The 21,547-nt window shown below is 63.7% G+C and carries 25 protein-coding genes, 1 tRNA gene and 1 pseudogene; 16 read left to right on the forward strand and 11 right to left on the reverse strand.

Annotated elements, in window-relative coordinates; genetic code table 11:
- Nucleotides 1-25 precede the first annotated feature (25 nt).
- A complete protein-coding gene (locus AC1Z3V_RS17855; protein ID WP_483500765.1) occupies nt 26-922 on the reverse strand; it encodes an N-acetylmuramic acid 6-phosphate etherase in 897 nt (298 codons plus the stop codon).
- Nucleotides 923-1,121: 199 nt separating this feature from the next.
- Here AC1Z3V_RS17855 and AC1Z3V_RS17860 point away from each other — a divergent pair, with 199 nt between their 5' ends.
- Genes AC1Z3V_RS17860 through nagA form a run of 4 tightly spaced genes read left to right on the forward strand, consistent with a single transcriptional unit; the run spans nt 1,122 to nt 4,975 of the window.
- Entirely contained in the window at nt 1,122-2,006 is an 885-nt protein-coding gene (locus tag AC1Z3V_RS17860; RefSeq protein ID WP_483500767.1) for a glucosamine kinase nucleotide-binding domain-containing protein, read from the forward strand.
- The gene (locus tag AC1Z3V_RS17865) at nt 2,003-2,767 is read left to right on the forward strand and encodes a GntR family transcriptional regulator (protein WP_429810686.1); all 765 of its coding nucleotides are present in this window, start codon (nt 2,003-2,005) and stop codon (nt 2,765-2,767) included. The genes AC1Z3V_RS17860 and AC1Z3V_RS17865 overlap by 4 nt, the downstream gene beginning before the upstream one ends.
- 28 nt (nt 2,768-2,795) lie before the next feature.
- A complete protein-coding gene (locus tag AC1Z3V_RS17870; protein WP_483500769.1) occupies nt 2,796-3,818 on the forward strand; it encodes an SIS domain-containing protein in 1,023 nt (340 codons plus the stop codon).
- Nucleotides 3,815-4,975: an N-acetylglucosamine-6-phosphate deacetylase gene (gene nagA / locus AC1Z3V_RS17875; RefSeq protein ID WP_483500770.1), complete on the forward strand. Its 1,161-nt coding sequence runs from the start codon at nt 3,815-3,817 to the stop codon at nt 4,973-4,975. The genes AC1Z3V_RS17870 and nagA overlap by 4 nt, the downstream gene beginning before the upstream one ends.
- A 74-nt stretch (nt 4,976-5,049) precedes the next feature.
- Here nagA and AC1Z3V_RS17880 read toward each other — a convergent pair whose 3' ends face one another.
- Genes AC1Z3V_RS17880 through AC1Z3V_RS17890 form a run of 3 tightly spaced genes read right to left on the reverse strand, consistent with a single transcriptional unit; the run spans nt 5,050 to nt 8,041 of the window.
- A complete protein-coding gene (locus tag AC1Z3V_RS17880) occupies nt 5,050-5,775 on the reverse strand; it encodes a copper homeostasis protein CutC (protein WP_483500772.1) in 726 nt (241 codons plus the stop codon).
- Nucleotides 5,772-6,683, reverse strand: a complete 912-nt coding sequence (locus AC1Z3V_RS17885) for an ROK family protein (RefSeq protein WP_483500774.1) — start codon at nt 6,681-6,683, stop codon at nt 5,772-5,774. The genes AC1Z3V_RS17880 and AC1Z3V_RS17885 overlap by 4 nt, the downstream gene beginning before the upstream one ends.
- Nucleotides 6,680-8,041, reverse strand: coding sequence for an amidase (locus AC1Z3V_RS17890; protein ID WP_483500776.1), 1,362 nt, complete (start codon nt 8,039-8,041; stop codon nt 6,680-6,682). Before AC1Z3V_RS17890 ends, AC1Z3V_RS17885 begins: the two co-directional genes overlap by 4 nt.
- 209 nt (nt 8,042-8,250) lie before the next feature.
- On the opposite strand from AC1Z3V_RS17890, the gene AC1Z3V_RS17895 reads away from it, so the two are divergent.
- Both AC1Z3V_RS17895 and AC1Z3V_RS17900 read left to right on the forward strand, forming a co-directional pair.
- Nucleotides 8,251-8,988 (forward strand): sulfate transporter family protein, encoded by a 738-nt coding sequence (locus AC1Z3V_RS17895; RefSeq protein WP_429810698.1) that lies wholly within the window; start codon nt 8,251-8,253, stop codon nt 8,986-8,988.
- A 99-nt stretch (nt 8,989-9,087) separates the two neighbouring features.
- Nucleotides 9,088-9,297 carry a SlyX family protein gene (locus tag AC1Z3V_RS17900; protein ID WP_173515137.1) on the forward strand — a complete coding sequence of 70 codons (210 nt, stop codon included), beginning with the start codon at nt 9,088-9,090 and terminating at the stop codon, nt 9,295-9,297.
- An 82-nt stretch (nt 9,298-9,379) separates the two neighbouring features.
- Here AC1Z3V_RS17900 and AC1Z3V_RS17905 read toward each other — a convergent pair.
- From AC1Z3V_RS17905 to AC1Z3V_RS17915, 3 genes and pseudogenes are all read right to left on the reverse strand, one after another.
- Nucleotides 9,380-10,373 (reverse strand): annotated as a pseudogene (locus tag AC1Z3V_RS17905) (BMP family lipoprotein).
- A 388-nt stretch (nt 10,374-10,761) separates the two neighbouring features.
- On the reverse strand, nt 10,762-11,415 hold the full coding sequence (msrA, locus tag AC1Z3V_RS17910; RefSeq protein WP_483500778.1) for a peptide-methionine (S)-S-oxide reductase MsrA: 654 nt from the start codon (nt 11,413-11,415) through the stop codon (nt 10,762-10,764).
- Between the two features lie 43 nt (nt 11,416-11,458).
- Nucleotides 11,459-11,776, reverse strand: a complete 318-nt coding sequence (locus AC1Z3V_RS17915; RefSeq protein ID WP_483500780.1) for a hypothetical protein — start codon at nt 11,774-11,776, stop codon at nt 11,459-11,461.
- A gap of 383 nt (nt 11,777-12,159) precedes the next feature.
- On the opposite strand from AC1Z3V_RS17915, the gene AC1Z3V_RS17920 reads away from it, so the two are divergent.
- The 6 genes from AC1Z3V_RS17920 to AC1Z3V_RS17945 all read left to right on the forward strand — a co-directional run bounded on the left by AC1Z3V_RS17920 (nt 12,160) and on the right by AC1Z3V_RS17945 (nt 15,874).
- A tRNA-Ser gene (locus AC1Z3V_RS17920) sits at nt 12,160-12,249 on the forward strand.
- A 294-nt stretch (nt 12,250-12,543) separates the two neighbouring features.
- A complete protein-coding gene (locus AC1Z3V_RS17925; RefSeq protein ID WP_429810706.1) occupies nt 12,544-12,849 on the forward strand; it encodes a putative quinol monooxygenase in 306 nt (101 codons plus the stop codon).
- A 125-nt stretch (nt 12,850-12,974) separates the two neighbouring features.
- Nucleotides 12,975-13,826 (forward strand): sigma-70 family RNA polymerase sigma factor, encoded by an 852-nt coding sequence (locus AC1Z3V_RS17930; protein WP_483500782.1) that lies wholly within the window; start codon nt 12,975-12,977, stop codon nt 13,824-13,826.
- A gap of 178 nt (nt 13,827-14,004) precedes the next feature.
- Entirely contained in the window at nt 14,005-14,643 is a 639-nt protein-coding gene (locus AC1Z3V_RS17935) for a class I SAM-dependent methyltransferase (protein ID WP_483500784.1), read from the forward strand.
- Nucleotides 14,644-14,785: 142 nt separating this feature from the next.
- The gene (gene hchA, locus AC1Z3V_RS17940; protein WP_483500786.1) at nt 14,786-15,649 is read left to right on the forward strand and encodes a glyoxalase III HchA; all 864 of its coding nucleotides are present in this window, start codon (nt 14,786-14,788) and stop codon (nt 15,647-15,649) included.
- 15 nt (nt 15,650-15,664) lie between these two features.
- Nucleotides 15,665-15,874: a hypothetical protein gene (locus AC1Z3V_RS17945; protein WP_483500788.1), complete on the forward strand. Its 210-nt coding sequence runs from the start codon at nt 15,665-15,667 to the stop codon at nt 15,872-15,874.
- 23 nt (nt 15,875-15,897) lie between these two features.
- Here AC1Z3V_RS17945 and AC1Z3V_RS17950 read toward each other — a convergent pair whose 3' ends face one another.
- Nucleotides 15,898-16,716 (reverse strand): aminotransferase class IV family protein, encoded by an 819-nt coding sequence (locus tag AC1Z3V_RS17950; RefSeq protein ID WP_483500789.1) that lies wholly within the window; start codon nt 16,714-16,716, stop codon nt 15,898-15,900.
- A 91-nt stretch (nt 16,717-16,807) separates the two neighbouring features.
- On the opposite strand from AC1Z3V_RS17950, the gene AC1Z3V_RS17955 reads away from it, so the two are divergent.
- Nucleotides 16,808-17,161 carry a MerR family transcriptional regulator gene (locus AC1Z3V_RS17955; protein WP_483500790.1) on the forward strand — a complete coding sequence of 118 codons (354 nt, stop codon included), beginning with the start codon at nt 16,808-16,810 and terminating at the stop codon, nt 17,159-17,161.
- A 147-nt stretch (nt 17,162-17,308) separates the two neighbouring features.
- Here AC1Z3V_RS17955 and AC1Z3V_RS17960 read toward each other — a convergent pair whose 3' ends face one another.
- Nucleotides 17,309-17,731 carry a DUF6636 domain-containing protein gene (locus AC1Z3V_RS17960; protein WP_483500792.1) on the reverse strand — a complete coding sequence of 141 codons (423 nt, stop codon included), beginning with the start codon at nt 17,729-17,731 and terminating at the stop codon, nt 17,309-17,311.
- Nucleotides 17,732-17,935: 204 nt separating this feature from the next.
- Between AC1Z3V_RS17960 and AC1Z3V_RS17965 the strand changes: the two genes are divergently transcribed.
- Genes AC1Z3V_RS17965 through AC1Z3V_RS17975 form a run of 3 tightly spaced genes read left to right on the forward strand, consistent with a single transcriptional unit; the run spans nt 17,936 to nt 19,382 of the window.
- Entirely contained in the window at nt 17,936-18,268 is a 333-nt protein-coding gene (locus AC1Z3V_RS17965; RefSeq protein ID WP_483500794.1) for an ArsR/SmtB family transcription factor, read from the forward strand.
- Nucleotide 18,269: 1 nt separating this feature from the next.
- Nucleotides 18,270-18,746, forward strand: coding sequence for an SRPBCC family protein (locus tag AC1Z3V_RS17970; protein WP_483500796.1), 477 nt, complete (start codon nt 18,270-18,272; stop codon nt 18,744-18,746).
- A gap of 12 nt (nt 18,747-18,758) precedes the next feature.
- Entirely contained in the window at nt 18,759-19,382 is a 624-nt protein-coding gene (locus AC1Z3V_RS17975; RefSeq protein WP_483500798.1) for a dihydrofolate reductase family protein, read from the forward strand.
- Between the two features lie 283 nt (nt 19,383-19,665).
- Here the strand turns inward: AC1Z3V_RS17975 and AC1Z3V_RS17980 are convergent, their stop codons facing one another.
- Nucleotides 19,666-20,595 (reverse strand): hypothetical protein, encoded by a 930-nt coding sequence (locus AC1Z3V_RS17980; RefSeq protein WP_483500800.1) that lies wholly within the window; start codon nt 20,593-20,595, stop codon nt 19,666-19,668.
- Between the two features lie 46 nt (nt 20,596-20,641).
- Nucleotides 20,642-21,448 carry a MerR family transcriptional regulator gene (locus AC1Z3V_RS17985; protein ID WP_483500802.1) on the reverse strand — a complete coding sequence of 269 codons (807 nt, stop codon included), beginning with the start codon at nt 21,446-21,448 and terminating at the stop codon, nt 20,642-20,644.
- Between the last annotated feature and the right edge of the window lie 99 nt (nt 21,449-21,547).

The raw sequence follows: 21,547 nt of genomic DNA on the forward strand, positions 1-21,547 counted from the left end.
GCGCGGTTCAGATCCCAAAGTTCATTTAGGCCGAGACGATATCGATCGCCCGGCGCAGGTTCTGTTTGGCCTCTTTCAGCGCGGCGTCGGCAGCCGCCACGTCCTTCGCGCCCGAGGCGAGAAGGATCGCGACCTTGACCGAGCCTGAGGCCATGTTGATCAACCGGCCGGCTTCGGCGGCGCTGACGCCGGTGATATCGGTGACGATGCGGATGGCGCGGCCGTGCAGCTTGATATTGTCGGCGCGCAGGTTGACCATATGGCCGTCGAGCACGTGGCCGAGATGGATGCCGACCAGCGTCGAGAACATGTTGAAGGCGATCTTCTGTGCCGTGCCGGCGCCCATGCGGGTCGAGCCTGAGACCACTTCCGGCGGCGTTTGCAGGAGGATCGAGACGTCGGCATCTCTAAAGAGCGCGGCACCCGGATTGTTCGCGACGGCGATCACCTTCGCGCCGAGCTTGCGGGCCTCGTCGGCGGCGGCAAGCGCATAAGGGGTGGAGCCGCTGGCGGAAACGGAAACGAGACAGTCGCCTGCACCGATGCCGGCCTTGCGCACGTCCTCGCGGGCAAGGTCCATATCGTCTTCATAGCCGCCGGCAAGATCACTGAGGCTCGCAGCGCCCCCGGCAAGCAGGATAACGATCTGCTCCTGGGCAATACCGTAGGTGCCGGGCAGTTCGAGCGCATCGGCCATCGCCATCAGGCCGGAACTGCCGGCGCCGGCATAGGCGAGGCGGTGGCCTGAAGAAAGTGCTTCGGCGGCGATGGAGGCGGCTGCAGAGATCGACTCAATTGCCGCATCGACGCTCTTGGCGGCCGCCTGTTGGCCGGATGCGAGCAGCCGCAGCGCCAGCGCGGGATGCATGAGATCCAGGCCTTTGGCGTTGTCGTGACGCTCTTCGGTCTTTGCTGACGGCATGGGTCGTGTCTCCTCTCGGTTGAAATTAATGCCAAAAAAATACCAATTGTCCAGCAGAATTTAACTTTTGGCGCCTGAAAAAACTGATTGTCTAAATTAGCGCTTAAATTTCAATGTATTGCGGCGAAAACGAAAGTGCTGACCGATTCGCACTTGGTTATTGGTATTTTTTTGGTATCCTCAGTGGGCGGAGGTGCTCATGACAAATTACCTGATTGGAATCGATGGTGGCGGGACGAGCTGCCGGGCGGCCGTCGCAACGGCAGATGGCCGCATTCTCGGGCGCGGCAAGGCCGGCGCCGCCAACATCCTGACCGACCCGGAGACCGCGCTCGCCAATATTGGCGAAGCTGCGCGCGCTGCATTCGAAGAGGCCGGCCTCGATCCTGAGGGCATTGCTGCCGCGAAGGCGATCGTCGGGGTGGCCGGACACAATGTCGGCGACGCCGTGCACTATGTGAAGCGTCGTCTGCCCTTCGCTGCCGCGGATATCGAATCGGACGGTTTGATCGCACTGCAGGGCGCACTCGGCAACCAGGACGGCGCGGTCGCCATCCTCGGCACCGGCACCATCTATATCCTGCGCCAGGGCGAAACCGTCAGCTATGTCGGCGGCTGGGGCTTCACCATCGGCGATCACGGCAGCGGCGCGCGCATCGGACATGCCCTTCTGCAGGAAAGCCTGCTCGCCTTCGACAATATCCACGAGGCCTCCGCCGTCACGGACAGCGTCATGGCTGAATTCAACAACGACCCGCGTGATGTCGTCGATTTCGCCCGCCTTGCCAAGCCGGGCGAATTCGGCCGCTATGCGCCGCGCGTCTTCGAAGGCGCTGCCGCCGGCGACCCCGTTGCCGTGCGACTGCTGAAGGCCGCGGCGGTCACCGTGGATCAGGCGCTCGACGTGGTCGTCGCCAGGGGATGCGAGCGGCTGTGCCTGCTTGGCGGACTGGCTCCGCTCTATCGTCCGTGGCTCGCCGAGCGGCACCAGGCGCTGCTCGTCGAGGCGGAAGCGGACGCATTGACCGGCGCGGTCGCACTTGCCGCCCAGCGCTTCGGCTCCCAGGCGAGGGCAGGCGCATGACGCATCAGCTCGCATCCATTCTGCCGCTCGAAGGTCTGCAGTCCGGAGGCGCGGGGCCGCTCTATCTCAAGCTTCGGCAGTCGCTCGAAGAGGCGATCCAATCGGGCAAGCTCAATCACGGCGATGCCCTGCCGCCGGAGCGTGATCTCGCCGACTACGCCAACATCAGCCGTGTGACCGTGCGCAAGGCGGTGGATGATCTGGTGCGCGACGGATTGCTCGTGCGCCGCCATGGTTCCGGCACCTTCGTCGTCAAGCCGGTATCCAAGGTGCAGCAGTCGCTGTCACGGCTGACCTCGTTCACCGAGGACATGGCGCGCCGCGGGCTCAATACCCATGCGCGCTGGCTGGAGCGCGGCCTGTTCCATCCTTCGCCGGACGAGATGATGGCGCTGGGCTTGCCGGCCGATGCCTTGGTCGCCCGCCTCGGGCGCCTGCGCATTGCCGACGACATGCCGCTCGCAATCGAGCGTGCCAGCATCTCGGCCGAGTTCCTGCCGGATCCGCAGGCCGTCACCTCGTCGCTCTATTCCGCGCTCGACAAGACGCGCTCGCGTCCGGTTCGGGCCGTTCAGCGCATCTCCGCCTGCAACATCAAGGACCCGGATGCCTCGATGCTCGGCGTTGCCGTCGGCTCGGCCGGCCTTTCCATCGAACGCGTCTCCTATCTCGCATCGGGACGTGTCGTCGAATTCACCCGCTCGCTCTACCGGGGCGATGCCTATGATTTTGTCGCGGAACTGACGCTGTCGGAATCCTAAAGCGACCGCCCGCAGAAAGGAATTGACCATGCAGACCAACATGCGCCGAGAAATCGACGAAATACCCGAAGCCGCCCAGCGCTTGCTCGAGCGTTCCGCCGATCAGTTGAAGGCCGCCGGCGCTGCTTTACGCGCCAAGGATCCGGCCTTCCTGGTGACGATCGCCCGCGGCTCATCCGACCACGCGGCGCTCTTCCTGAAATATGCGATCGAACTGCAGGCCGGCCGGCCGGTCGCCTCGCTCGGCCCGTCGCTCGCCTCGATCTACGGCGCCAAGCTGAAGCTCGGCGGTGCGGCGGCGATCGCAATTTCGCAATCGGGCAAGAGCCCTGACATCGTCGCCATGGCTAAGGCCGCGACCGACGCCGGGGCCGTCTCGATTGCGCTCACCAACACGCTGCCCTCGCCAATTTCCGAGGCCTGCACCCACCCGCTCGACATTCTGGCTGGCCCCGAGATCGCGGTCGCGGCCACCAAGTCCTACGTCAATTCGATTGTTGCCGGCCTTGCCGTGCTCGGCGAATGGACCGGTGACGCCGCGCTTAAGCGGGCGGTTGCCGACCTGCCGAACCAGTTTGCCAAGGCGGTGAAGCTCGACTGGCAGGCCTTTGCCGACGATCTCGGCGAGGCGGAATCGCTCTACGTGCTCGGCCGCGGCCCGGCGCTGGCGATTGCCAGCGAGGCGGCGCTGAAGTTCAAGGAAACCTCCGGCATGCACGCGGAAGCCTATTCCGCGGCGGAAGTGCTGCACGGACCGGTGGCGCTCGTCGGCGCCAAGTTCCCGGTCTTGACGCTCGCAGCTCGCGATGCGGCGGAAACCTCGGTCGCCGGCATCGCCGACGGTATGGCGGAAAAAGGCGCAGTGGTTCATGTTACGTCGAGCCGTGCGGCCAAGGCCAGGCGTCTGCCGTTCGTCGAGACGGGCCATCCGATCACGGACGCGCTGACCTTGATCCTGCCGTTCTACGGCTTCGTCGAAGCCTGGTCGCGCTCGCGCGGTCTCAACCCCGATGCGCCGGCAAGCCTCAAGAAGGTAACGGAGACGAGATGAGCGAGAGGAAGGCAATCACCGGCGCTCGCCTGTTCGACGGTGTTGAATGGCACGATGGCTGTGCCCTCGTGATCGAGGCCGGCCGCGTCAAGGCGATCGTGGCATCGGCCGATGTTCCTGCCGATGCCGAACGGATCGATGCGCATGGCATGCTGCTCGTGCCGGGCTTCATCGACCTGCAGGTCAATGGCGGCGGCGGCGCGCTTCTCAATGAGGAGCCCAGCGTCGAGGGCATCCGGCAGATCTGTTCGGCGCATGCCAAGTTCGGCACCACCGCACTGCTGCCGACGCTGATCACCGATACGCGCGAAGTCAGAAGCGCCACCATCAAGGCGGGCCTTGATGCCAAGGCCGCACGCGTGCCCGGTTTCCTCGGGCTGCATCTCGAGGGCCCGCATCTCTCGGTCGCGCGCAAGGGCGCCCATGATCCGAAACTGATCCGTCCGATGGACGATGCCGATCTCGCGGAAATGCTCGATTGCGCGAAAGCGCTCGGCGTCTTGATGGTGACGGTGGCGCCGGAAAACGCCACCAGGGAGCAGGTGCGGGCGCTGGCCGATGCCGGCGTCGTCGTCAGCCTCGGCCACACCGATGTCGGCTACGAGACCGCCGTTGCCTATGCGAGAGCAGGCGCCAGGACGGTGACCCACCTGTTCAACGCCATGAGCGGTCTCGGTCATCGCGAACCCGGCGTCGTCGGCGCGGCGCTTGCCACCGGCACGCTGCATGCGGGCCTCATCGCCGACGGTTACCATGTCGAGCCGGCCTCGATGGGCGTGGCGCTTCGCGCCAAGACCGGTCCGGGCCAGATCTTCCTTGTCACCGACGCGATGTCGCCGATCGGCACCGACATGACCAGCTTCCAGTTGAACGGCCGCGAGATCCTGCGCGAGGGCGGCCGGCTGACGCTTGCGAACGGCACGCTCGCCGGCGCCGACATCGACATGCTCTCCTCCGTCCGCTTCGTGCACGAGAAGCTCGGCCTGCCGGTGGAAGAAGCCTTGCGCATGGCTTCCGCCTATCCGGCCGATGCCATGGGGCTTGCCACTCACAAAGGACGGCTGAAGGCCGGCGCCGACGCGGATTTCGTGCTGCTGACGCCGGAGCTCGGCATGGGCTCCACCTGGATTGGCGGCGTTCAGGTCTACGCCGCCTGATCGTCACGCCGTCAGACAAAAGCCCCGGACAGCGCAAAGCCTGTCCGGGGTTTTTTCACTTCGGTGATGTTATTTCAGCGCGCCGAAAGCCTTGCCTTCATCGCCCGGACCGTTTCTAGATCGGTGCGCCGCCGATCGGCCGAGACGAAACCCATCTCGACCAGCCGCCGATCCTGAGCCGGATCACGAACGGAGCAGGAGGAATGCACCTCGCCGACGGTCAGCCGGTCGAGAAGGCCATCGACCGTATCGAGCATGACGCCGGACCCCGGCATGATCGACAGCCTACCCTCGGCGAGACCGACGATTTCGGACAATCGATCGATTGCCTGCGGCGCGCTCTTGGCGCCGCCCGAGGTCAGGATGCGTTCGAAGCCGAGTTCCGCCGCCACCTCCATCGCCTCGGCAAAATCCGGCACGAGATCGAAGGCGCGGTGCAGCGTCATGCCGAGGCCGGCTGCGTGGCCGGTGAGCTTGATGAGCATTGAGGCATCGAGGCGGCCGTCGGCAAGCGAGGCGCCGAGCACGACGCCCGCCAGACCGGCGGCGCGCGCCGCGTCGATGTCGCGACGCATGACGTCGAGGTCTGCGGCGGAGAAGACGAAATCGCCGGGGCGGGGGCGGATCATCGCGTAAACGGGCACTGGCGGCGGACCGGCCAACGCCATCAGTCCGGGATTGGGTGTCAGGCCGCCGACGGAAAGCGCTGCGCAGAGCTCGATGCGGTCGGCTCCGCCCTCGATGGCCGCCTTCAACCCCTCGGCATCATCGACGCAGACTTCGAGCTTGATGCCGTTCATGCCGTTTCCTCTCCCAGTCCGAGCAGTGCCGCGCCGATCAGGCCGGGCTCGACCCGACACTCGCCCCGCACCACCAGCGGCCGATCGAATTGCCTCAGAATCCGGCTACGGACCGCTCCGTCGATTTCAGCAAGCAATTCCTCGGAATTGGAAAGGCCGCCGCCGACCGGCACGATCGTCGCGCCGGTGATGTTGATGACGAGCGCCAGCGGCGAGCTGACGAGATCGACGAGAAGCTCAACCGTGCACTTCGCCTCGGCGTCGCCCGCCCGCCAGGCCTCAATGATCTCATGGCTCGAAAGCGTCTTGCCATGCGCGGTCTGGTGCAGCCGCTCCAACCCGCGCGCCCCGCCGACAGTATCGACGCAGCGCTTCTGGCCGCAGCCGCAGTCATAGGCGGGAATGGCGATCGGCGGATGACCGGCCTGCGCCGCGATCGCCGGGCCGTGTCCCCATTCGCCGGCAAAGCCGCCATCCGCATTGATCAGCCGGCCGTCGATCACCAGGCCGCCGCCGACCCCGGTACCAAGGATGGCGCCAAAGACGATACGATGGCCACGGCCGGCGCCGGCGCCGGCTTCGGCGAGTGCGAAACAGTCGGCGTCATTGGCGATCTTCACCGGCAGATGCAGCGCCGCTTCCAGTTCGGCGACCAATTCACGCCCGTCGATGCAGGGGATATTGGCGCATTTGATCTGCCGCGTCTCGGGATCGATGACGCCGGTGATCGAGATCGCGACGCAGTCCGGGTGCCCGCCCGCCTCGTCGAGCACCGATTCGAGCACCTGCACGAATTGGCGGAAATTGGTGAGCGGCGTCGTCCGTCGCGGCAATGGGAAGATCCGATCGCGCGAATGGACGATCGCGCCCTTGATCGCCGAGCCGCCGATATCGAAGCAGACGATCATGCCTCACCCCGGATGATCGCTTCGGCCGAAAGCGCCACCGAAAGCAGCCTGTCGTCCTGGTGATGCGGGGCTGCAAGCTGGAAGCCGACGGGCATTTCCGCCGCACCGGTACCGCAGGGAATGGAGATGCCGCAGAAATCCAGGAAGTTGCCGATCGACGTGTTGCGGAGCGTCTTGGCGTTGGTCTTGAAGAACAGCTCGTCGTCCTCGATCAGCGGCGCGATCGGCGGCGCCACATGCGGCAGCGTCGGATGGGCGATAAGCTCGTTCGGCTTCAGGCTGTCGACCGTCTCGTGGATCAGCTGGTCGCGCGCGTCGAGCAAGGCAATGTAGTCGGGCATGGTGATCTTCTCGCCGAGTCGCGTGCGGGCAACGACGCGCGGGTCCATGGCATTGGCTTCGGGACCGGCAAGTCGTTCGCGGTGAAGGGCATAGGCCTCCGCCGTCACCAGGGCGCCATGACGCGCCATCAGCCCGAAGATCGCCGAAAAGGCCGGGAAGGCGCGGCGTGTGATGGCAACACCGGCTCGTTCGAGCCGCCGGATGGCATCCTCGAAGGCTTCTACGACTTCTGTCTCTGCATCGTCGAAGACCACCGTTTCCGGGATCACCAGCGAGACACCCGAGAGGTCGGCGCGGCGCACCGTTGGCGCCGTCAGCCCATGCATGGCGGCGTCGACCCAGATCGCATCCTGAACCGTATGGCAAAGCGGCCCAAGCGAATCCAGGCTTTCGGCCAGCGGATAGACGCCCTTCATCGCGTAGCGGCCGCGTGTCGCCTTGTAGCCGACGATGCCGGTCATCGCCGCGGGAATACGGACGGAGCCACCGGTGTCGGTGCCGATGGCCACCGGTACCAGCCCGGCCGCGACCGCGACCGCAGAGCCTGACGACGAGCCGCCGGGAATGCGTTCGACGTCCGTGGCCGCTGGGTTCCTCGGCGTGCCGTAATGCGGGTTGATACCAAGGCCCGAAAAGGCGAACTCGCTCATATTGGTGCGGCCGACACTGACCATGCCGGCGGCGGCAATGGCGGCGACGACCGGAGCGTCGCTCCCTGCCGGCGCGCTTGTCTGCAACACCGTCGAGCCGGCGGTCGTGACGCTGCCGGCCATGTCGAACAAGTCCTTCCACGCAACCGGCAGGCCGTCGAGCAGCCCGAGCGAACGTCCCGCCCTGAGGCGTTTCGAGGCGGCGTCCGCATCGTGCGTCGCGCGCTCAGTCGTCAGTTCGACGAAGATGGCATAGTCGCCATGCGCGTCTATGGCCGCATAGGTTTCCTTGGCGAGGTCGACGGGGTCCAGCCTGCCGCTCTGAACGAGCACGGAAAGGCTGGCAAGTGTCTTCTGTTCTGTCACGTCATCCTCCGCGTACCGCCGTTATTGTCTGCCACGGGCAACTGCGCCTATCCCCTAGCATATCGTCGCCCTTGGCGTTTTCCATGCTCCACATAGGCGAGACCCATGAATCTTGCATAAAGACCATGCGCAGGCCGGGCACGCCTTGCCGGCCGCAACGCCTCTGCCTACATGCCTCATCGAACGTTGGCCGACACTGGAGAGCGATGATGATATTGGATGCGGCACGGCTTGCGCTCGCCAATCTGCTTGCGCCCGAGACGAGGTCGGTTTTCTGGAAGGTGCTGGGCCTGACGATCCTGGCGCTCGTGGCGCTCTGGTTTGCCCTGCGCGAACTGTTCGTCTGGCTGGCGCTGCCGTGGATCGATACGCTGATGCCGGGCACGCCCGTCTGGGCCGGCTGGCTGACATTCGTTCTCGGCATCTTTGCAAGCCTCGGGTTGGCGCTTGCGCTTGCTCTGCTGCTCGCGCCCGTCACCGCGCTGATTGCCGGCTTCTTCCTCGACGACGTTGCCGAGGTGATCGAGAAGCGGGACTATCCGAACGAGCCCAAGGGTCGGCCTTTACCGCTCGGCGAGGCGATCGCCGGCTCGGTGAAGTTCCTCGGCGTCGTCATCCTCGGCAACCTGGTGGCACTCTTCCTGCTGCTCGTTCCGGGCGTCAATCTGGTCGCCTTCTTTCTGGTCAACGGCTACCTGCTCGGACGCGAATTCTTCGAGTTCGCGGCCATGCGCTATCGTGCGCCGGCGCAGGCGCGGCTCTTCCGCGAGAAGCACCGCTCCACCGTGTTCCTCGCCGGCCTTCTGCTTGCGGCCTTTCTGGCGGTGCCCGTGGTCAACCTGCTGACGCCGCTCTTTGCTGCCGGTCTGATGGTGCATCTGCATAAGCGGCTTTCGGCAAAGGACCCCGGATTTTCGCTGTCGGGCAGTGCTGCGGCGAAGGCCTGAGATGCTCTTGCTTGACATCATGCCGGCTGTGGCCAATCTGCCGGCAAAATCCCATTGTGCTGCGCGCAGGCCGGCGCATGGCAGGACGGAGTGATGCAGATGAACAAGACGGACGAACGGATCACCCACCTCGAAGAAACGGTCGCCCATCAGGCCAAGACCATCGAGGAACTTTCCGATCAGCTCGCCGAGCAATGGAAGGTGGTGGAGCAGACGCGCGCCAAGCTCGACCGGCTGACCGAGCGCTTCCTGACGCTGGAGGAGCAATCGCTCGACGCGCCGGCGATCACCCGGCCGCCGCACTATTGAGCGTAGCCGCAAAAGCCGGAGCAAACAAAAAGGCCGCCGGTGCAACGAACCGGCGGCCTTTTTCGTTCCCTAAGCGCTGTTCTTAGTAGGGGCAGGACTCGTCGCTCATGTAGTCGTGAACTTCGACCTTGCCGGCGATGATTTCGGCTTTCACCTTTTCCACCGCGTCGAGCATCTCGGGCGTGATCAGCGCCTTGTTGTTGTCGTCGAGCGCATAGCCGACGCCGTCTTCCTTGAGGCCGAGGTTGGAAATGCCGAATTCGAACTTGTCGTCCTTGGCCGCCTTGAAGGCTTCATAGACGGCGACGTCGACGCGCTTCAGCATCGAGGTCAGAACCTTGCCCGGCTGCAGGCCGTTCTGGTTGGAGTCGACGCCGATGCCGAGCTTGCCTGCATCCGCTGCTGCCTGCAGAACGCCGACGCCGGTGCCGCCGGCAGCGTGGTAGACGACATCCGAACCCTGGTCGATCTGCGACTTGGCGATTTCGCCACCCTTGACCGGGTCGTTCCAGGCGTCCGGCGTCGTGCCGGTGTAGGCTTCCAGAACCTTGACGTCAGCACCGGTCGACTTGGCGCCGCCGACGTAACCACAGGCGAACTTGTGGATCAGCGGAACGTCCATGCCGCCGACGAAGCTGACGGTCTTCGACTTGGAAGCGAGGCCGGCGAGAACGCCGACGAGGTAGGAGCCTTCCTGTTCCTTGAAGACGACCGATTTGACGTTCGGCTTTTCGACGACCATGTCGATGATCGCGAACTTGGTGTTCGGATATTCAGGGGCGATCTTCTTCGAGCGAAGCTGCCCAGTTGAAGCCGGCCATGACGATCGGGCTGTTGCCGTCGCTGGCAAAGCGGCGCAGCGCCTGCTCGCGCTGGGCGTCGTTGGCGATTTCGAACTCGCGGTATTCGACACCCGATTCCGTCTTGAACTTCTCGGCGCCGTTATAGGCAGCCTCGTTGAAGGATTTGTCGAACTTGCCGCCGAGATCGTAGATGATCGCCGGCTTGATGTCGGCGGCCAGTGCCGTGGCGGACATCATCGAAAAGGCAAAGAGACCGAGAATTGTTTTTTTCATCGTGCAGCCCTGTTGTCGCTATTGATCTTATTGGGTCCTCCCGCCGGCTGCCTGACGGAAGCCTGTCTGCGGAACCCACCCCCTTCTCCTTGGGGCTAGGGTGGCGCATCCTTGCACGGTCACGGCAAAAAAACACTCAAAATTTTTCAGATGGTAAAAATTGAAGCCACAGATGCCGCTGCCCTTAAGGCACCGGTTCTGTTGCGCTTTTGAGGACGCGGGCAAGTGTGCGCGCCCATCCGGCGCGGCCTCAGGGTTGTGCGTGTTCCTCTTGCGTTTGCGCTGCCCTGAGCGCTACCGAGGCGTCAGAACGGGATCAGGAAATGTGTGCTTGTCTATTTGCCGGCATCCCACTCTGGCCGAAACGAAGCGATCTCATGTTTGCCGTCTAGTGGCCAATGGGGCAGCTCACCCCGGTGCCGCGCAGGCCGCAATAGCCGTTCGGGTTCTTCGCCAGATATTGCTGATGATAGTCTTCGGCGAAGTAGAACGGGCCGGCCTTGCCGATCTCCGTGGTGATCCTGCCGCCGTGGTTGGCGTGCTTCAGCGCCGACTGGAAGGCCGTGCGCGCAGCTTCGGCCTCCGCCAACTGCTCGTCGTCATAGGTATAGATCGCCGAGCGGTAGGTGGTGCCGATATCGTTGCCCTGGCGCATGCCCTGGGTCGGGTCGTGCTCCTCGAAGAAGGTCTTGAGCAGGGTCGCAAGCGGGACCTTCGCGGGATCGTAGACGACCAGCACCACCTCGGCATGGCCGGTGAGCCCTGTGGTCGTCTCCTGATAGGTCGGGTTCCGCGTCAGCCCGCCGGCGTAACCGACAGCCGTGACATAGACGCCGGGAATGTTCCAGAGCAGCCGTTCGGCGCCCCAGAAGCAGCCCATGCCGAGCAGGATCTTCTTCGTGCCGTCGGGGTAGGGGCCTTTCAGCGGCCGGCCGGAAACGAAATGCGTCTCGGCCGTCGGGATCGCCTCGTCGCGACCCGGCAGCGCCGTCTGCGCATCGGGCATGATCGTCTTCTTGTTGAACATGTCGATCAGGAACATCAACCTACTCCTTTCGTCGGTGCGGCGGCGAGCCCCGCGAAAATCAGGCGGCGAAGCGGCCAGCCGCTGGTCGCTTCTTGTATCCGGCCATCCACAGAACGAGCGCGAGCAATGCCAGCACCGCAAAGGCCGGCTGCATCAGCACCCAATGCAGGATCAAATGCCAGATCGTCGGCGCCGTATCGGAACGCTCAGCAAGCTGGATCCAGCTCGCCGTATCGGCGCCAAGCGCCTCCAGATCGTCGCCGAGCGAGGTCATGACCAGTTCCGATGCGGCGACCGACTGGATCGCATCGACAACGCCTGCAAGCACGGCGGCAAACAACACGACGGCGCTCGCCAGTCTCAGTAGAAACCGCATCGATCTAAATTCCCTTCGTCCCATCGGCCGGCGCGTTGTTATGGTCAGGCGCGCTGTCCGTCGGGCATCTTCCTCGATCGCATGGGTCTCGGACAAGACCCGGCGGCAAAATTGTGCGGTGATCTGAACACTGGCCGATGCGGCATCTGGACCTGCCCGGGAGTGTGACGCTCGTCCCGGCGCAAGAGATAGGCGTGCCGGCCGGCACGCACAATGGGGACGACGGGTCGCTCGTTTCATAAGATGTCAACAATCTGTCAGAAAGCAGTTGATCCCAGGCAAATCATCGGTATATAGACGCGCGTCCGCCGGTTCACGCTGGCTGGCACCGAAGGGCCTCGCCCTTCCCATCCAGCCGGATTGACCATCGGCTGCTGACGGATGGACAGGTGGCCGAGTGGTTGAAGGCGCACGCCTGGAACGCGTGTATACGTGAAAGCGTATCGAGGGTTCGAATCCCTCTCTGTCCGCCATTTCTCCCCATTATTTTCGGATGTCACCCAACACGATCCAACGGCGATTTGTGTCCCACCGTCGCGTACATCGGCAAACGTCGCCGGCGCCTGTTTCTCCACCGATCATCGCTGGCCGGACAAGTGGTCGAAGGCGCTCCCCTGCCAAGGGAGTACACCGGAAACGGTGGTGTGAAGACGAGTTGTCTTGCGAGAATATCGACCCGCTTTGGCTCCCGAAAAAATTACGTTCGCGCGATCCGTTTGGCTTCTCCAGTTCGTCTTTGCTGTGTCCGTAGCAAAGGAGATACGCTGATGGCCACCGAACCTGTTACCCTCGTCAATCTGCTGAAGGTCGAACCCGGCAAGCAGGCGCAACTGATCGCGCTTCTGAAGCGCAACATCGAAACCGTTATCAGCACGCTTGGCGGCTGGCGGACGAGCAGGCTGATCGCCGCCAGGGACGGGACTAGCGTCATCATCTACTCGGAATGGGAGACGCCTGCGGCCGTCGAGGCGATGCGGGCCGATGCCCGGATGAAGGCGTATTTTCCGCAGATCCTCGAGCTGGCAAGCCTCGAGTCGATCCTGGGCGAGGCCGTGTTCAGCGACAACAGGTGATATCGATCCGCCGCCGGCGCTCGCTGGCGCGGCCGGAAGGCGGCGGACATTCCCTCGAACCCGCGCTATCGTGCCGCCGTCGCCGATGGGCTGACGCTTGGAGATGCGCCAATGGAGCCCGATACATGAACGTGGATGACTTCGAGGACCGCCTGCGGGAGTTCAGGCCGCGGCTGCATCGCTATTGCGCGCGTATGACCGGCTCGGCCGTGGACGGCGAAGATGTGCTGCAGGATACGCTCATCAAGGCCCTGCAGGCGCGGGCGGACGGTGCGGTCGTGGACAATCTCGAAGGCTGGCTGCTTCGCATCGCCCACAATACCAGCCTTGATTTCCGGCGCCGTCGATCCCGGCACAAGGTCGTTCCGCTGCTCGATGACATGGAAGACGCACCCGTGCCTGAAGCGGACATCGTTGCGGTCGGTTTTCAAACCTTTCTGCAACTGCCCGAACTTCAGCGCTGCGCGGTGATCCTCAAGGACGTGCTCGGGCACTCTGTCGAAGAAATCGCCGATATTGCCGACTGCACGCCGGCGGCGGCCAAATCGGCGCTTCAGCGCGGGCGGGCGGCGCTCCGGCAACTGGCGGAGCGCCCGGACGACATGCGGCTGCCGCTGATGTCCGATGCCAACCGGCAGAAGATGGCGACCTATGTGCGCCTGTTCCAGGGCGGCGACTTCGACACGATCCGCGCCATGCTGGCCGAAGACGTCAAGCTCGAGCTGGTCAACAGGCTGAGGCTGGAGGGCCGCGAGGGCATTGGCCGCTATTTCACCCGTTATGCCGAGGAGACGAGGTGGCGTTTCGCCCTCGGAGCGATCGAGGGCCGCCCGGTGATGCTGGTTTTCGACGGCGCCATGGAGAAGCCGGCGCATTTCGTCCTTCTCGACTGGCGAGAAGACGAGATCGCCGCGATCCGCGACTTTCTCTTCGCGCCCTATGTGCTTGAAACCGTCGACTGGGTTCGTCTGGCTTGAGAGGCTTCTCCGCCGATCGACGATCCATTCTCCGCCATTTGTTGACGACTGCGCGGTACCGCGCATTTTCTTTGGTATGGATGGCCGTTGGAGCTCGGCGGGATTTGCTTGTCCGGCATGGCCCCGGCTTTGACCACGGTGTCGAGGAGATGTGTTCGCGATCTGGGGAGCAGGCAACATGAGCACCGCGAGCGACGCACGTTTCTGGGACCGGACGTCGCGGCGATACGCCAAGGGCGCGATCGCGGACCCGGCCGGATATGAGCGCACGCTCGACCGCACCCGCGCCCTGCTTCTGCCCGATGACCGTGTGCTGGAGCTCGGTTGCGGCACGGGGACGACGGCGTTTCGCCTCGCCGGCGATGTGCGGGACTATCTTGCGACCGATTTTTCCGCCGCGATGATCGCAATTGCGAGCGAGAGGTACGGCGTCGACCTGGTGCCGAACGTCGCCTTCCGCATCGCGACGGCCGAAGCGCTTGCCGCCGAGCGCGTGCAATACGATGCGGTTCTGGGCTTCAACTATCTCCATCTCGTGCGCGACCTCTCGGGCACGCTTGGCAACATCCACGCCCTGCTTGCCTCGAGGGGACTGTTCATCTCCAAGACACCCTGTGTCGGAGAGATGAACCCGCTGATCCGTTTGGCGTTGTTGCCGGCGATGCGGGCACTCGGAAAAGCGCCCTATGCCGGAATTTTCAGGCAGATCGAACTGAGCCAAGAGATGACGGCCGCTGGTTTCGAGATTCTGAAGATTGAAAGCCACGCGACGAAGGGTAACGACAACCGTCCCTATATCGTCGCCCGCAAGCGGTGAGAAGAACGCCTCGCCACTGCCATCCGGCCGGATCGACCCTCGGCCGCGGGCGTACTTCTTTCATTGCGGGAAATCCCTCATTGTTTTCGGAAACCGGTCCCTTAATTTGGACCGTGATCAAGTGCGAACGACGGAGGATGTCATGGCCAACCCGCAATCCGACGACAAGCGCCCGACCCCGGACCCCGCCGAGGACAATGCGTACTTTCCCTCTCCCTATTCGCTGAGCCAGTTCACATCGCCGAAGTCCGACTTGAGCGGTGCGGACTATCCGAACCCCTACAAAGGCGGACGCTGGAAGATTCTGATGATCGGGGCGGATGAGCGGTATCTGTTGACCGATAACGGTACGATGTTCTCGACCGGGAACCACCCGCTGGAAACGCTTCTGCCGATGTACCACCTCGACAAGGCCGGCTTTTCCTTCGACGTCGCAACGCTGTCGGGCAACCCGGTCAAGTTCGAGTTCTGGGCGATGCCGTCCGAGGACAAGGAGGTGAAGGGTTTCTTTGCGAAGTATCGCGATCAATTCAAGAAGCCGCTCAAGCTTTCCGATGTGATCGAGACGGCGCTGGGGGATGACTCCGACTATATCGGCGTGTTCGTTCCCGGCGGCCATGGAGCGCTGATCGGTCTGCCGGAAAGCAGGGACGTCAAGGCCGTGCTCGAATGGGCCGTGGCCAGGGACAAATTCATGATCTCGCTCTGTCATGGGCCGGCGGCCCTTCTCGCAGTCGGCGACAGTCCGATCTTTGCCGGTTACAAGATCTGCGCTTTCCCCGACGATCTCGACGCCAAGACCCCCGACATCGGCTATATGCCCGGTCACTTGACCTGGAAGTTCGGCGAGAAGCTGAAGGGGATTGGCTTCGAGATCGTGAACAAGGACATTTCTGGCGCGACGTACCAGGATCGCAAGATGCTGACCGGCGACAGTCCGCTTGCCGGCAACGCGCTCGGGAAGCTCGCAGCCGCAGCACTCCTGAAGGAGGTGGCGGCAGGGTGAGCATGGTCTCGGTCGATGCCGCATTCCGCGCTGCCTTCGCCATCGAGGGCCGCGCGCTTCGTCCTGTTCTTCGCCTCCTCGGCGCGCGGCGACGTGGTCGAGCGGATCCACTGGATCGAAGGTGATCGGTTCGGTGACGGCGAGGCTGTCGATGCTGGCTGGATCGCCGCAACCACCGCCCAAGCCGTCAAAGTCGCCATTCGCAACGGCGATATCGAGGCCTGACCCGTAGCAAGGCTATGGCATGGTTACGAAACGGATTCCGCCGGTTCCGCCGCGTGCGCCTGATGCAACAGATCCAGAAACGCCTTTGCCTCCGGCATTGCCGTAGAACCAATGGCGCTGACCGCGATACCCGGTGTCCACGAATTCATGACCGCCGCACCGGAAAATCCCTTGAGCCGGCTAAGGGTGATCTCCTCGTGGTGCTGCGGCACACCGAGGCGCTCGAGCCGCCGCTGAACCGTACCCATCATCGTGCCGGTCAACATCTCGGCCTTGGGCCAGATGACCGCTTCGCCGTCCCAGAAGACGAGATTCCAGATCGTTGCTTCGCTGAGGCGCCCGTGCCGGTCGATGAAGGCGGCGTCGTCGAAGCCGTCGCGCACGGCCTGATGCAGATAGTAGGTTTTTCCGGATTCGCCGACATGCTTGAAATTGGCAAGCGGCCGCTCATGTTCCACCACCGCGAGCCGCAGCGGCCCGGTCGGGCCATTCGAAGGGGCTGCGGTCCGCACCAGAACCGCGGGCTCCACATCCATGCTGCCGGTTGTGAATTCGCCGTGCGGCGAAAAGACCGTGACCGTCAGCGACTGGTCCGCGGGACCGGCGTCGATCGCCTGCCTGATATGGGCGCGCAGATCCTCGTCGGGCAATGCGCGGCCGAAGAAGGCGAACGAGGCCTTGTCAAGGCGCTTCAGATGCAGGTCCAGGCCTCTGATCTTTCGGTCCCGGACCTGGATCGCAGTGAAGTGTGCGAAGCCGGCAAAGGCCAGGGGCATCAGGTCGGCTGCGCTGGCCGGTCGCCCGTTGAGCGCTGCGGGATAGAGGCTTGTTTCGTTGGGCATATTCTTGCTCCTGGGTGTGTTCACATGAGGGAGCCAAAAGGTCTAAGGTCTGACAGCGCTGTCAGAGTCAAGGCGCAGCGAAGGGAACGGAATGAAAATAGGCGAGCTGTCGAAACGGACCGGCGTCAGCATAAGGATGCTGCGTTACTACGAGGCCGAGGGGCTTTTGAAGCCAGAGCGCACCGAAAGCGGCTATCGCGACTATGATCTGGCGGAGGTGAGAACCGTCGAGCGCATCAAGCTCCTGGGTGCCGGTGGCATGACCCTTGCGACGATACTGCAGTTCCTGCCCTGCGTGCGCGGCGAAGGTCCGATCTTTGAGCCCTGCGACGAACTGCGCGTTACCCTGCGCCAACAGATTCGCCTCGTGGAAGAGAAGGCGGAAAAGCTGGCACAGAGCCGTAGCGTGCTGGAGAGTTTTCTGCAGGAGATCGGAGAACGCTGATCTTCTGCCGGGATCGAGCCCGCGTGCTGCGGCGGGCCGTTGCGGACCTCATTAACGCTTGAGCGCCTTGCGACCAAACCTCGCCCTGGCCGTCCTTCAGAAGTCAGCGGCGCGCGGCAAACCGTATGTGCCTTTCCCGTCGTCGCTCTAATAGACGTCGGTCTTCGATCGACTGATATAAAAACCGTGGCCGTCACTGCGCACGCAGCTAAGCCCCGTTTTGCTGGACCGACAGCTAAACGGCCCCTTCTTCCAGCTGTTGCCGTAGCTCAGGATATGTGAGCCGTCGCAGCATGCTGTATCGCCGGCGTTCTGGAAGCGTCGGGCCTTGCCCGCCTTTCCCAGAATGAACCTCTGATAGGTCGGTTCGATGCGGTCGCAGCCAAGTTCCGGGCCGCCGTCCTCGGGGGTATAGACATCGGAGCCGCCGGCTGGCGTGTATTGGCAACCGATGTTGCCGGTCGGCATGTTGAAATAGATCAGACCGCCATCGGCGGGGAAGTTCTGCTCTGCCGCATTCCCGTCGAATGCGATGAGCGCGGCGACCGCGAATATAAGAAAACGCATCATTCGAGCTTTGGCCCCTGACCCGTGTCGATCTCGCAAAGTGCAGCAAGTAAAACATATCTGCGGCAATGGGGAAACGGTCTCGGCTCTCGGCTCTCGACCTGCGGTCGACGGTACGGCGCGTGTGATAAATTGGCCCGGAGCCTGTCGGGTCGAACTTCAATGGTTAGCCATTGCGCTAAGTGTTTGCTCGTGATACTTAGCCTTATGGAACAGTATTCAGAGCGATTGGACGTGATCTTTCAGGCGCTCGCCGACCCGACCCGGCGCGCCGTGCTGGCGCGGCTTGGTGGCGGCCCGGCGAGCATCAGTGATCTCGCCCGCCCCTTCGACATGGCGCTGCCATCCTTCATGAAGCACATCCATTACCTGGAAGACAGCGGCCTGATCCGCACGCACAAGCAAGGCCGGGTGCGCACCTGCGCCATCGAGAAGGCGCAGTTCGCCGTGGTCGAGACCTGGCTCTCGGCGCAGCGCGCACTGTGGGAAGGCCGTGCCGATCGGCTGGAAAAATTCGTCACTGAACACGAGGAGAAATGACATGACCCGCTCCCCAGACCCCGAACTCGACCTGACGATGGCGCGTATCATCAAGGCGCCGCGCGCGACCGTCTGGCGCGCCTGGACCGATCGGACCCGGCTTGAGCAATGGTGGGTCCCGGCACCGGCACTATGCAAGGTGATCGACATGGATCTCAAGCCCGGCGGCAGCTTCGTGACCCGGATCAGCGAAGGCGGCGGCGACTTCGTGCCGCATATCAATGCGTGCTTCCTCGCCGTGGACGAACTCTCACGCATCGTCTTCACGGACACGTTGGTCGCCGGCTGGCGGCCGGCGGAAAATGCCTTCATGACGGCCATCATCACGCTCAGCGATCATCCGGCCGGAACACAATATACCGCCCACGTGATGCACCGGAGCAAGGCCGATCGCGACATGCACGAGGAGATGGGCTTCCACGACGGCTGGGGAACGGTGGCGGAGCAGCTGGCCCGCCTCGTCGAACAAACCCATTGAGGAGGCGATGACATGCGCAACATCGTCCTGCAGATGATGACGACGCTTAATGGCCGCCTGGACGATCCGCTCGCCTGGATGGGCACGGTGGTCGACGCGCAATACCGGGCGATCGACCGGCTCTATGCCGGCTACGACACGGTGCTCGTCGGCCGCACCACCTATGAGGAGATGGTCGGTTATTGGCCGGGCGCGCTTGAGGATGAGGCAAGCGGAGAGACCAATCGCACCATGGCCAGACGCATGCACGACTACCGCAAGCTCGTGTTCTCCCGCACCGGCGAGCATGCGATCAGCCCCTGGCACAATGCCGAGCAGGTCGTGGCTGCCGACGACGCGGCGCTCGTCCGCTACCTGACGGACCTGAAGGCTGCGCCTGGCGCCGATATCCATCTCTCCGGCGGCGCCAGCCTGGCACAGACGGTGATCGGCCTCGGGCTGGTCGATCGCTATCACTTCTTCGTCTATCCCGTCGTTTCGCCGGGTGAACTGTGGTTCGCCCGGCTCAGGGAAAAGAACGAACTGCAGCTCGTCGGCAGCGAACACTACGACAACGGTGTCGTCGGCCTTCACTACGCGGCCGTGCGCGGTACCAAGGCCGAGCGGCCGAAGAGCTTCTCCGAGCTTATCGCCTAGAGCAATTCCAGGAAAAGTGCGAAGCGGTTTTCCGTCCGGAATTGCGTCGCTTCAAATGCAATTCCAGGAAAAGTGCGAAGCGGTTTTCCGTCCGGAATTGCGTCGCTTCAAATGCAATTCCAGGAAAAGTGCGAAGCGGTTTTCCGTCCGGAATTGCGTCGCTTCAAATGGAGCAATTCCAGGAAAAGTGCGATGCGGTTTTCCGTCCGGAATTGCGTAGCTTCAAATGCAATTCCAGGAAAAGTGCGAAGCGGTTCTCCGTCTCCGGCCGCCGTCCGAGGGGTCAGTCTCCGCCTTGCAGGGCGTCGAGCAGCCGATCGTAGGTCGGCGCCAGCCGGCGCAGGATTTCCGCGGCTTCCGCGTCCCTGCGCAAGACCAGCGGGTATTGCAGCGCGCCGATGAGTTGCGCCTGTTCGCCCAAAATGGCGGCAGACTGGGCAAAGCCGATCCGCCCGAGGCAGGTCGCTGCATCGGCCGCACGGCGGGCGCCGACGCGAACGGCGAAGTGGATCAGATGGGCCCGCAGGCCCCGGTCGCAGCCGTCCTCGATCCGCGCTGCCAGCGCTTCGGCCGCTTCGGCGTTGCCGAGGCTTTCAGGCGGCACCGGCCGGTCCGTCACCATCGATAGCCAATGGATCGCGGCCGGTACCGAGGCCCGGATCGCGTCTGCTTCCGAAACCTCCGCCACGCGAGAGAAGCCTGACCGCAACGTAAAAGAGCAGCCATAGCTGAGCGTCTTCGCGCTCCAGGCCGCCATGAAGTCAGCGATCGGCAGCGAGGCATAGGGATAACCCTGCGGGTCGTGCATGAGCACCCGCTTCTCATCGAGCGCGAGAACCACGACATAGTGGTCGGCCTCGATCGGCCCGGTCATGCCGGGCTGATGGCGGAGATGTCCCATTTCCACCGGACCGACCCAGACCGGGCCATCCTTCAACGCCGAGCGGAGGCGAGAAAGCGCGTCCTCGGCATCGTCCCCCTTGCTGACCTGCGAGGTCCAGCCGAGTGCGGCCAGCGCGCCGTCGAACCCGGCTTCCGGGTCCCAGCCATAGGGGTCGAAGAACGGCAGCGCGCCGCCGATGAGCTGCATGCCGAAGGGGCTGCCGGTGGCGAACTCGATGGCCGCGGTTGAGGGTGCTTCCGTGCCGAACATCATGGCGAAGGAATTGGCGTAGCAATAGGGGCCGGAGCCCACATAGGGAACGTGCTGCATGGGATGGAACCCTTGATCGATACAGGAGCGGGTGAAGCGGTTTGTCTTAGGGCACGAGGGGATAGGCGACATCGAAACGGGCGCCGCCACTGCCCGGATAAATTTCGTAAGGGCTGCCGAAGCAGCTCAGATCGTCGCTCTGGTCGAACCAGGCCTCGATCGCGTCATAGATGCGAAGCACTGCCGGAAAGGTCTCGAACGGCTCGGATACGGGAAGGTACGCCTCGCGCGCTGCCGGTTGAAGGCGGATGCGCAGATCGCCTGAAGGTTCCAGGCTGCCGGTATAGCCCATCGCGACCTCGACGAGGCCTCTACCGTCATGATTGACGGGTTCGTGGAAATGCAGCGTCATCGGTCCGCCGTCGTCCATGCCGCATTGTGCAAGGTAGCTCCGGATCTCCGCTTCGGCACTTTCCGTGAAGGCTTCGAGCACATCGACCGTCACGTGGCCCTGACGATAGACAACCTTCGAAGGCGCGACGTCGCGGATACGAACGTCTCTCAACAGCGGATCGTCGCCGCCGTTCGGTTGCCTGGCGATCGCCTCTACCAGTTCGCTCTGTTCCTCGATCCGTTTGGCCTGCACCGCCAGCCAGGCGCGCAGTTCAATGAGGCGCACCTCGGGCTGAAGCTCGATCAGGCGCGCGATCCGGGCGATCGGCAGACCCAATTGCCGCAGTCTTGCGATCAGCCGGGCGCGGCCCGCTTGCTCGGCGGCGTAGTAGCGATAGCCGGTCGAGGGATCGACATGGGCGGGCACGAGCAGGCCCTGCTCGGCATAGAGCCGGAGCGCCTTCGGCGACAGTCTTGTGGCGGCGCCGAAGCGGCCTGCGAGGAAATAAGATTCGGTCATGGGACAAGTCTGGGGCCTGCCCCAGGGGCGAGGTCAAGGGGCATCTTCTCGTCTCTCCGGCAGCCGCCGGGCCGGTCGGCTGAATGCCTCCCGGAGCGG

Source organism: Ensifer sp. 38_S197 (genome assembly GCF_056924495.1).

Coding starts and splice junctions, on each gene's coding strand:
- AC1Z3V_RS17855 (WP_483500765.1), bottom strand. CDS start 922: ATGCCGTCAGCAAAGACCGAAGAGCGTCACGACAACGCCAAAGGCCTG.
- AC1Z3V_RS17860 (WP_483500767.1), top strand. CDS start 1,122: ATGACAAATTACCTGATTGGAATCGATGGTGGCGGGACGAGCTGCCGG.
- AC1Z3V_RS17865 (WP_429810686.1), top strand. CDS start 2,003: ATGACGCATCAGCTCGCATCCATTCTGCCGCTCGAAGGTCTGCAGTCC.
- AC1Z3V_RS17870 (WP_483500769.1), top strand. CDS start 2,796: ATGCAGACCAACATGCGCCGAGAAATCGACGAAATACCCGAAGCCGCC.
- nagA (WP_483500770.1), top strand. CDS start 3,815: ATGAGCGAGAGGAAGGCAATCACCGGCGCTCGCCTGTTCGACGGTGTT.
- AC1Z3V_RS17880 (WP_483500772.1), bottom strand. CDS start 5,775: ATGAACGGCATCAAGCTCGAAGTCTGCGTCGATGATGCCGAGGGGTTG.
- AC1Z3V_RS17885 (WP_483500774.1), bottom strand. CDS start 6,683: ATGATCGTCTGCTTCGATATCGGCGGCTCGGCGATCAAGGGCGCGATC.
- AC1Z3V_RS17895 (WP_429810698.1), top strand. CDS start 8,251: ATGATATTGGATGCGGCACGGCTTGCGCTCGCCAATCTGCTTGCGCCC.
- AC1Z3V_RS17900 (WP_173515137.1), top strand. CDS start 9,088: ATGAACAAGACGGACGAACGGATCACCCACCTCGAAGAAACGGTCGCC.
- msrA (WP_483500778.1), bottom strand. CDS start 11,415: ATGTTCCTGATCGACATGTTCAACAAGAAGACGATCATGCCCGATGCG.
- AC1Z3V_RS17915 (WP_483500780.1), bottom strand. CDS start 11,776: ATGCGGTTTCTACTGAGACTGGCGAGCGCCGTCGTGTTGTTTGCCGCC.
- AC1Z3V_RS17925 (WP_429810706.1), top strand. CDS start 12,544: ATGGCCACCGAACCTGTTACCCTCGTCAATCTGCTGAAGGTCGAACCC.
- AC1Z3V_RS17930 (WP_483500782.1), top strand. CDS start 12,975: ATGAACGTGGATGACTTCGAGGACCGCCTGCGGGAGTTCAGGCCGCGG.
- AC1Z3V_RS17935 (WP_483500784.1), top strand. CDS start 14,005: ATGAGCACCGCGAGCGACGCACGTTTCTGGGACCGGACGTCGCGGCGA.
- hchA (WP_483500786.1), top strand. CDS start 14,786: ATGGCCAACCCGCAATCCGACGACAAGCGCCCGACCCCGGACCCCGCC.
- AC1Z3V_RS17945 (WP_483500788.1), top strand. CDS start 15,665: ATGCCGCATTCCGCGCTGCCTTCGCCATCGAGGGCCGCGCGCTTCGTC.
- AC1Z3V_RS17950 (WP_483500789.1), bottom strand. CDS start 16,716: ATGCCCAACGAAACAAGCCTCTATCCCGCAGCGCTCAACGGGCGACCG.
- AC1Z3V_RS17955 (WP_483500790.1), top strand. CDS start 16,808: ATGAAAATAGGCGAGCTGTCGAAACGGACCGGCGTCAGCATAAGGATG.
- AC1Z3V_RS17960 (WP_483500792.1), bottom strand. CDS start 17,731: ATGATGCGTTTTCTTATATTCGCGGTCGCCGCGCTCATCGCATTCGAC.
- AC1Z3V_RS17965 (WP_483500794.1), top strand. CDS start 17,936: ATGGAACAGTATTCAGAGCGATTGGACGTGATCTTTCAGGCGCTCGCC.
- AC1Z3V_RS17970 (WP_483500796.1), top strand. CDS start 18,270: ATGACCCGCTCCCCAGACCCCGAACTCGACCTGACGATGGCGCGTATC.
- AC1Z3V_RS17975 (WP_483500798.1), top strand. CDS start 18,759: ATGCGCAACATCGTCCTGCAGATGATGACGACGCTTAATGGCCGCCTG.
- AC1Z3V_RS17980 (WP_483500800.1), bottom strand. CDS start 20,595: ATGCAGCACGTTCCCTATGTGGGCTCCGGCCCCTATTGCTACGCCAAT.
- AC1Z3V_RS17985 (WP_483500802.1), bottom strand. CDS start 21,448: ATGACCGAATCTTATTTCCTCGCAGGCCGCTTCGGCGCCGCCACAAGA.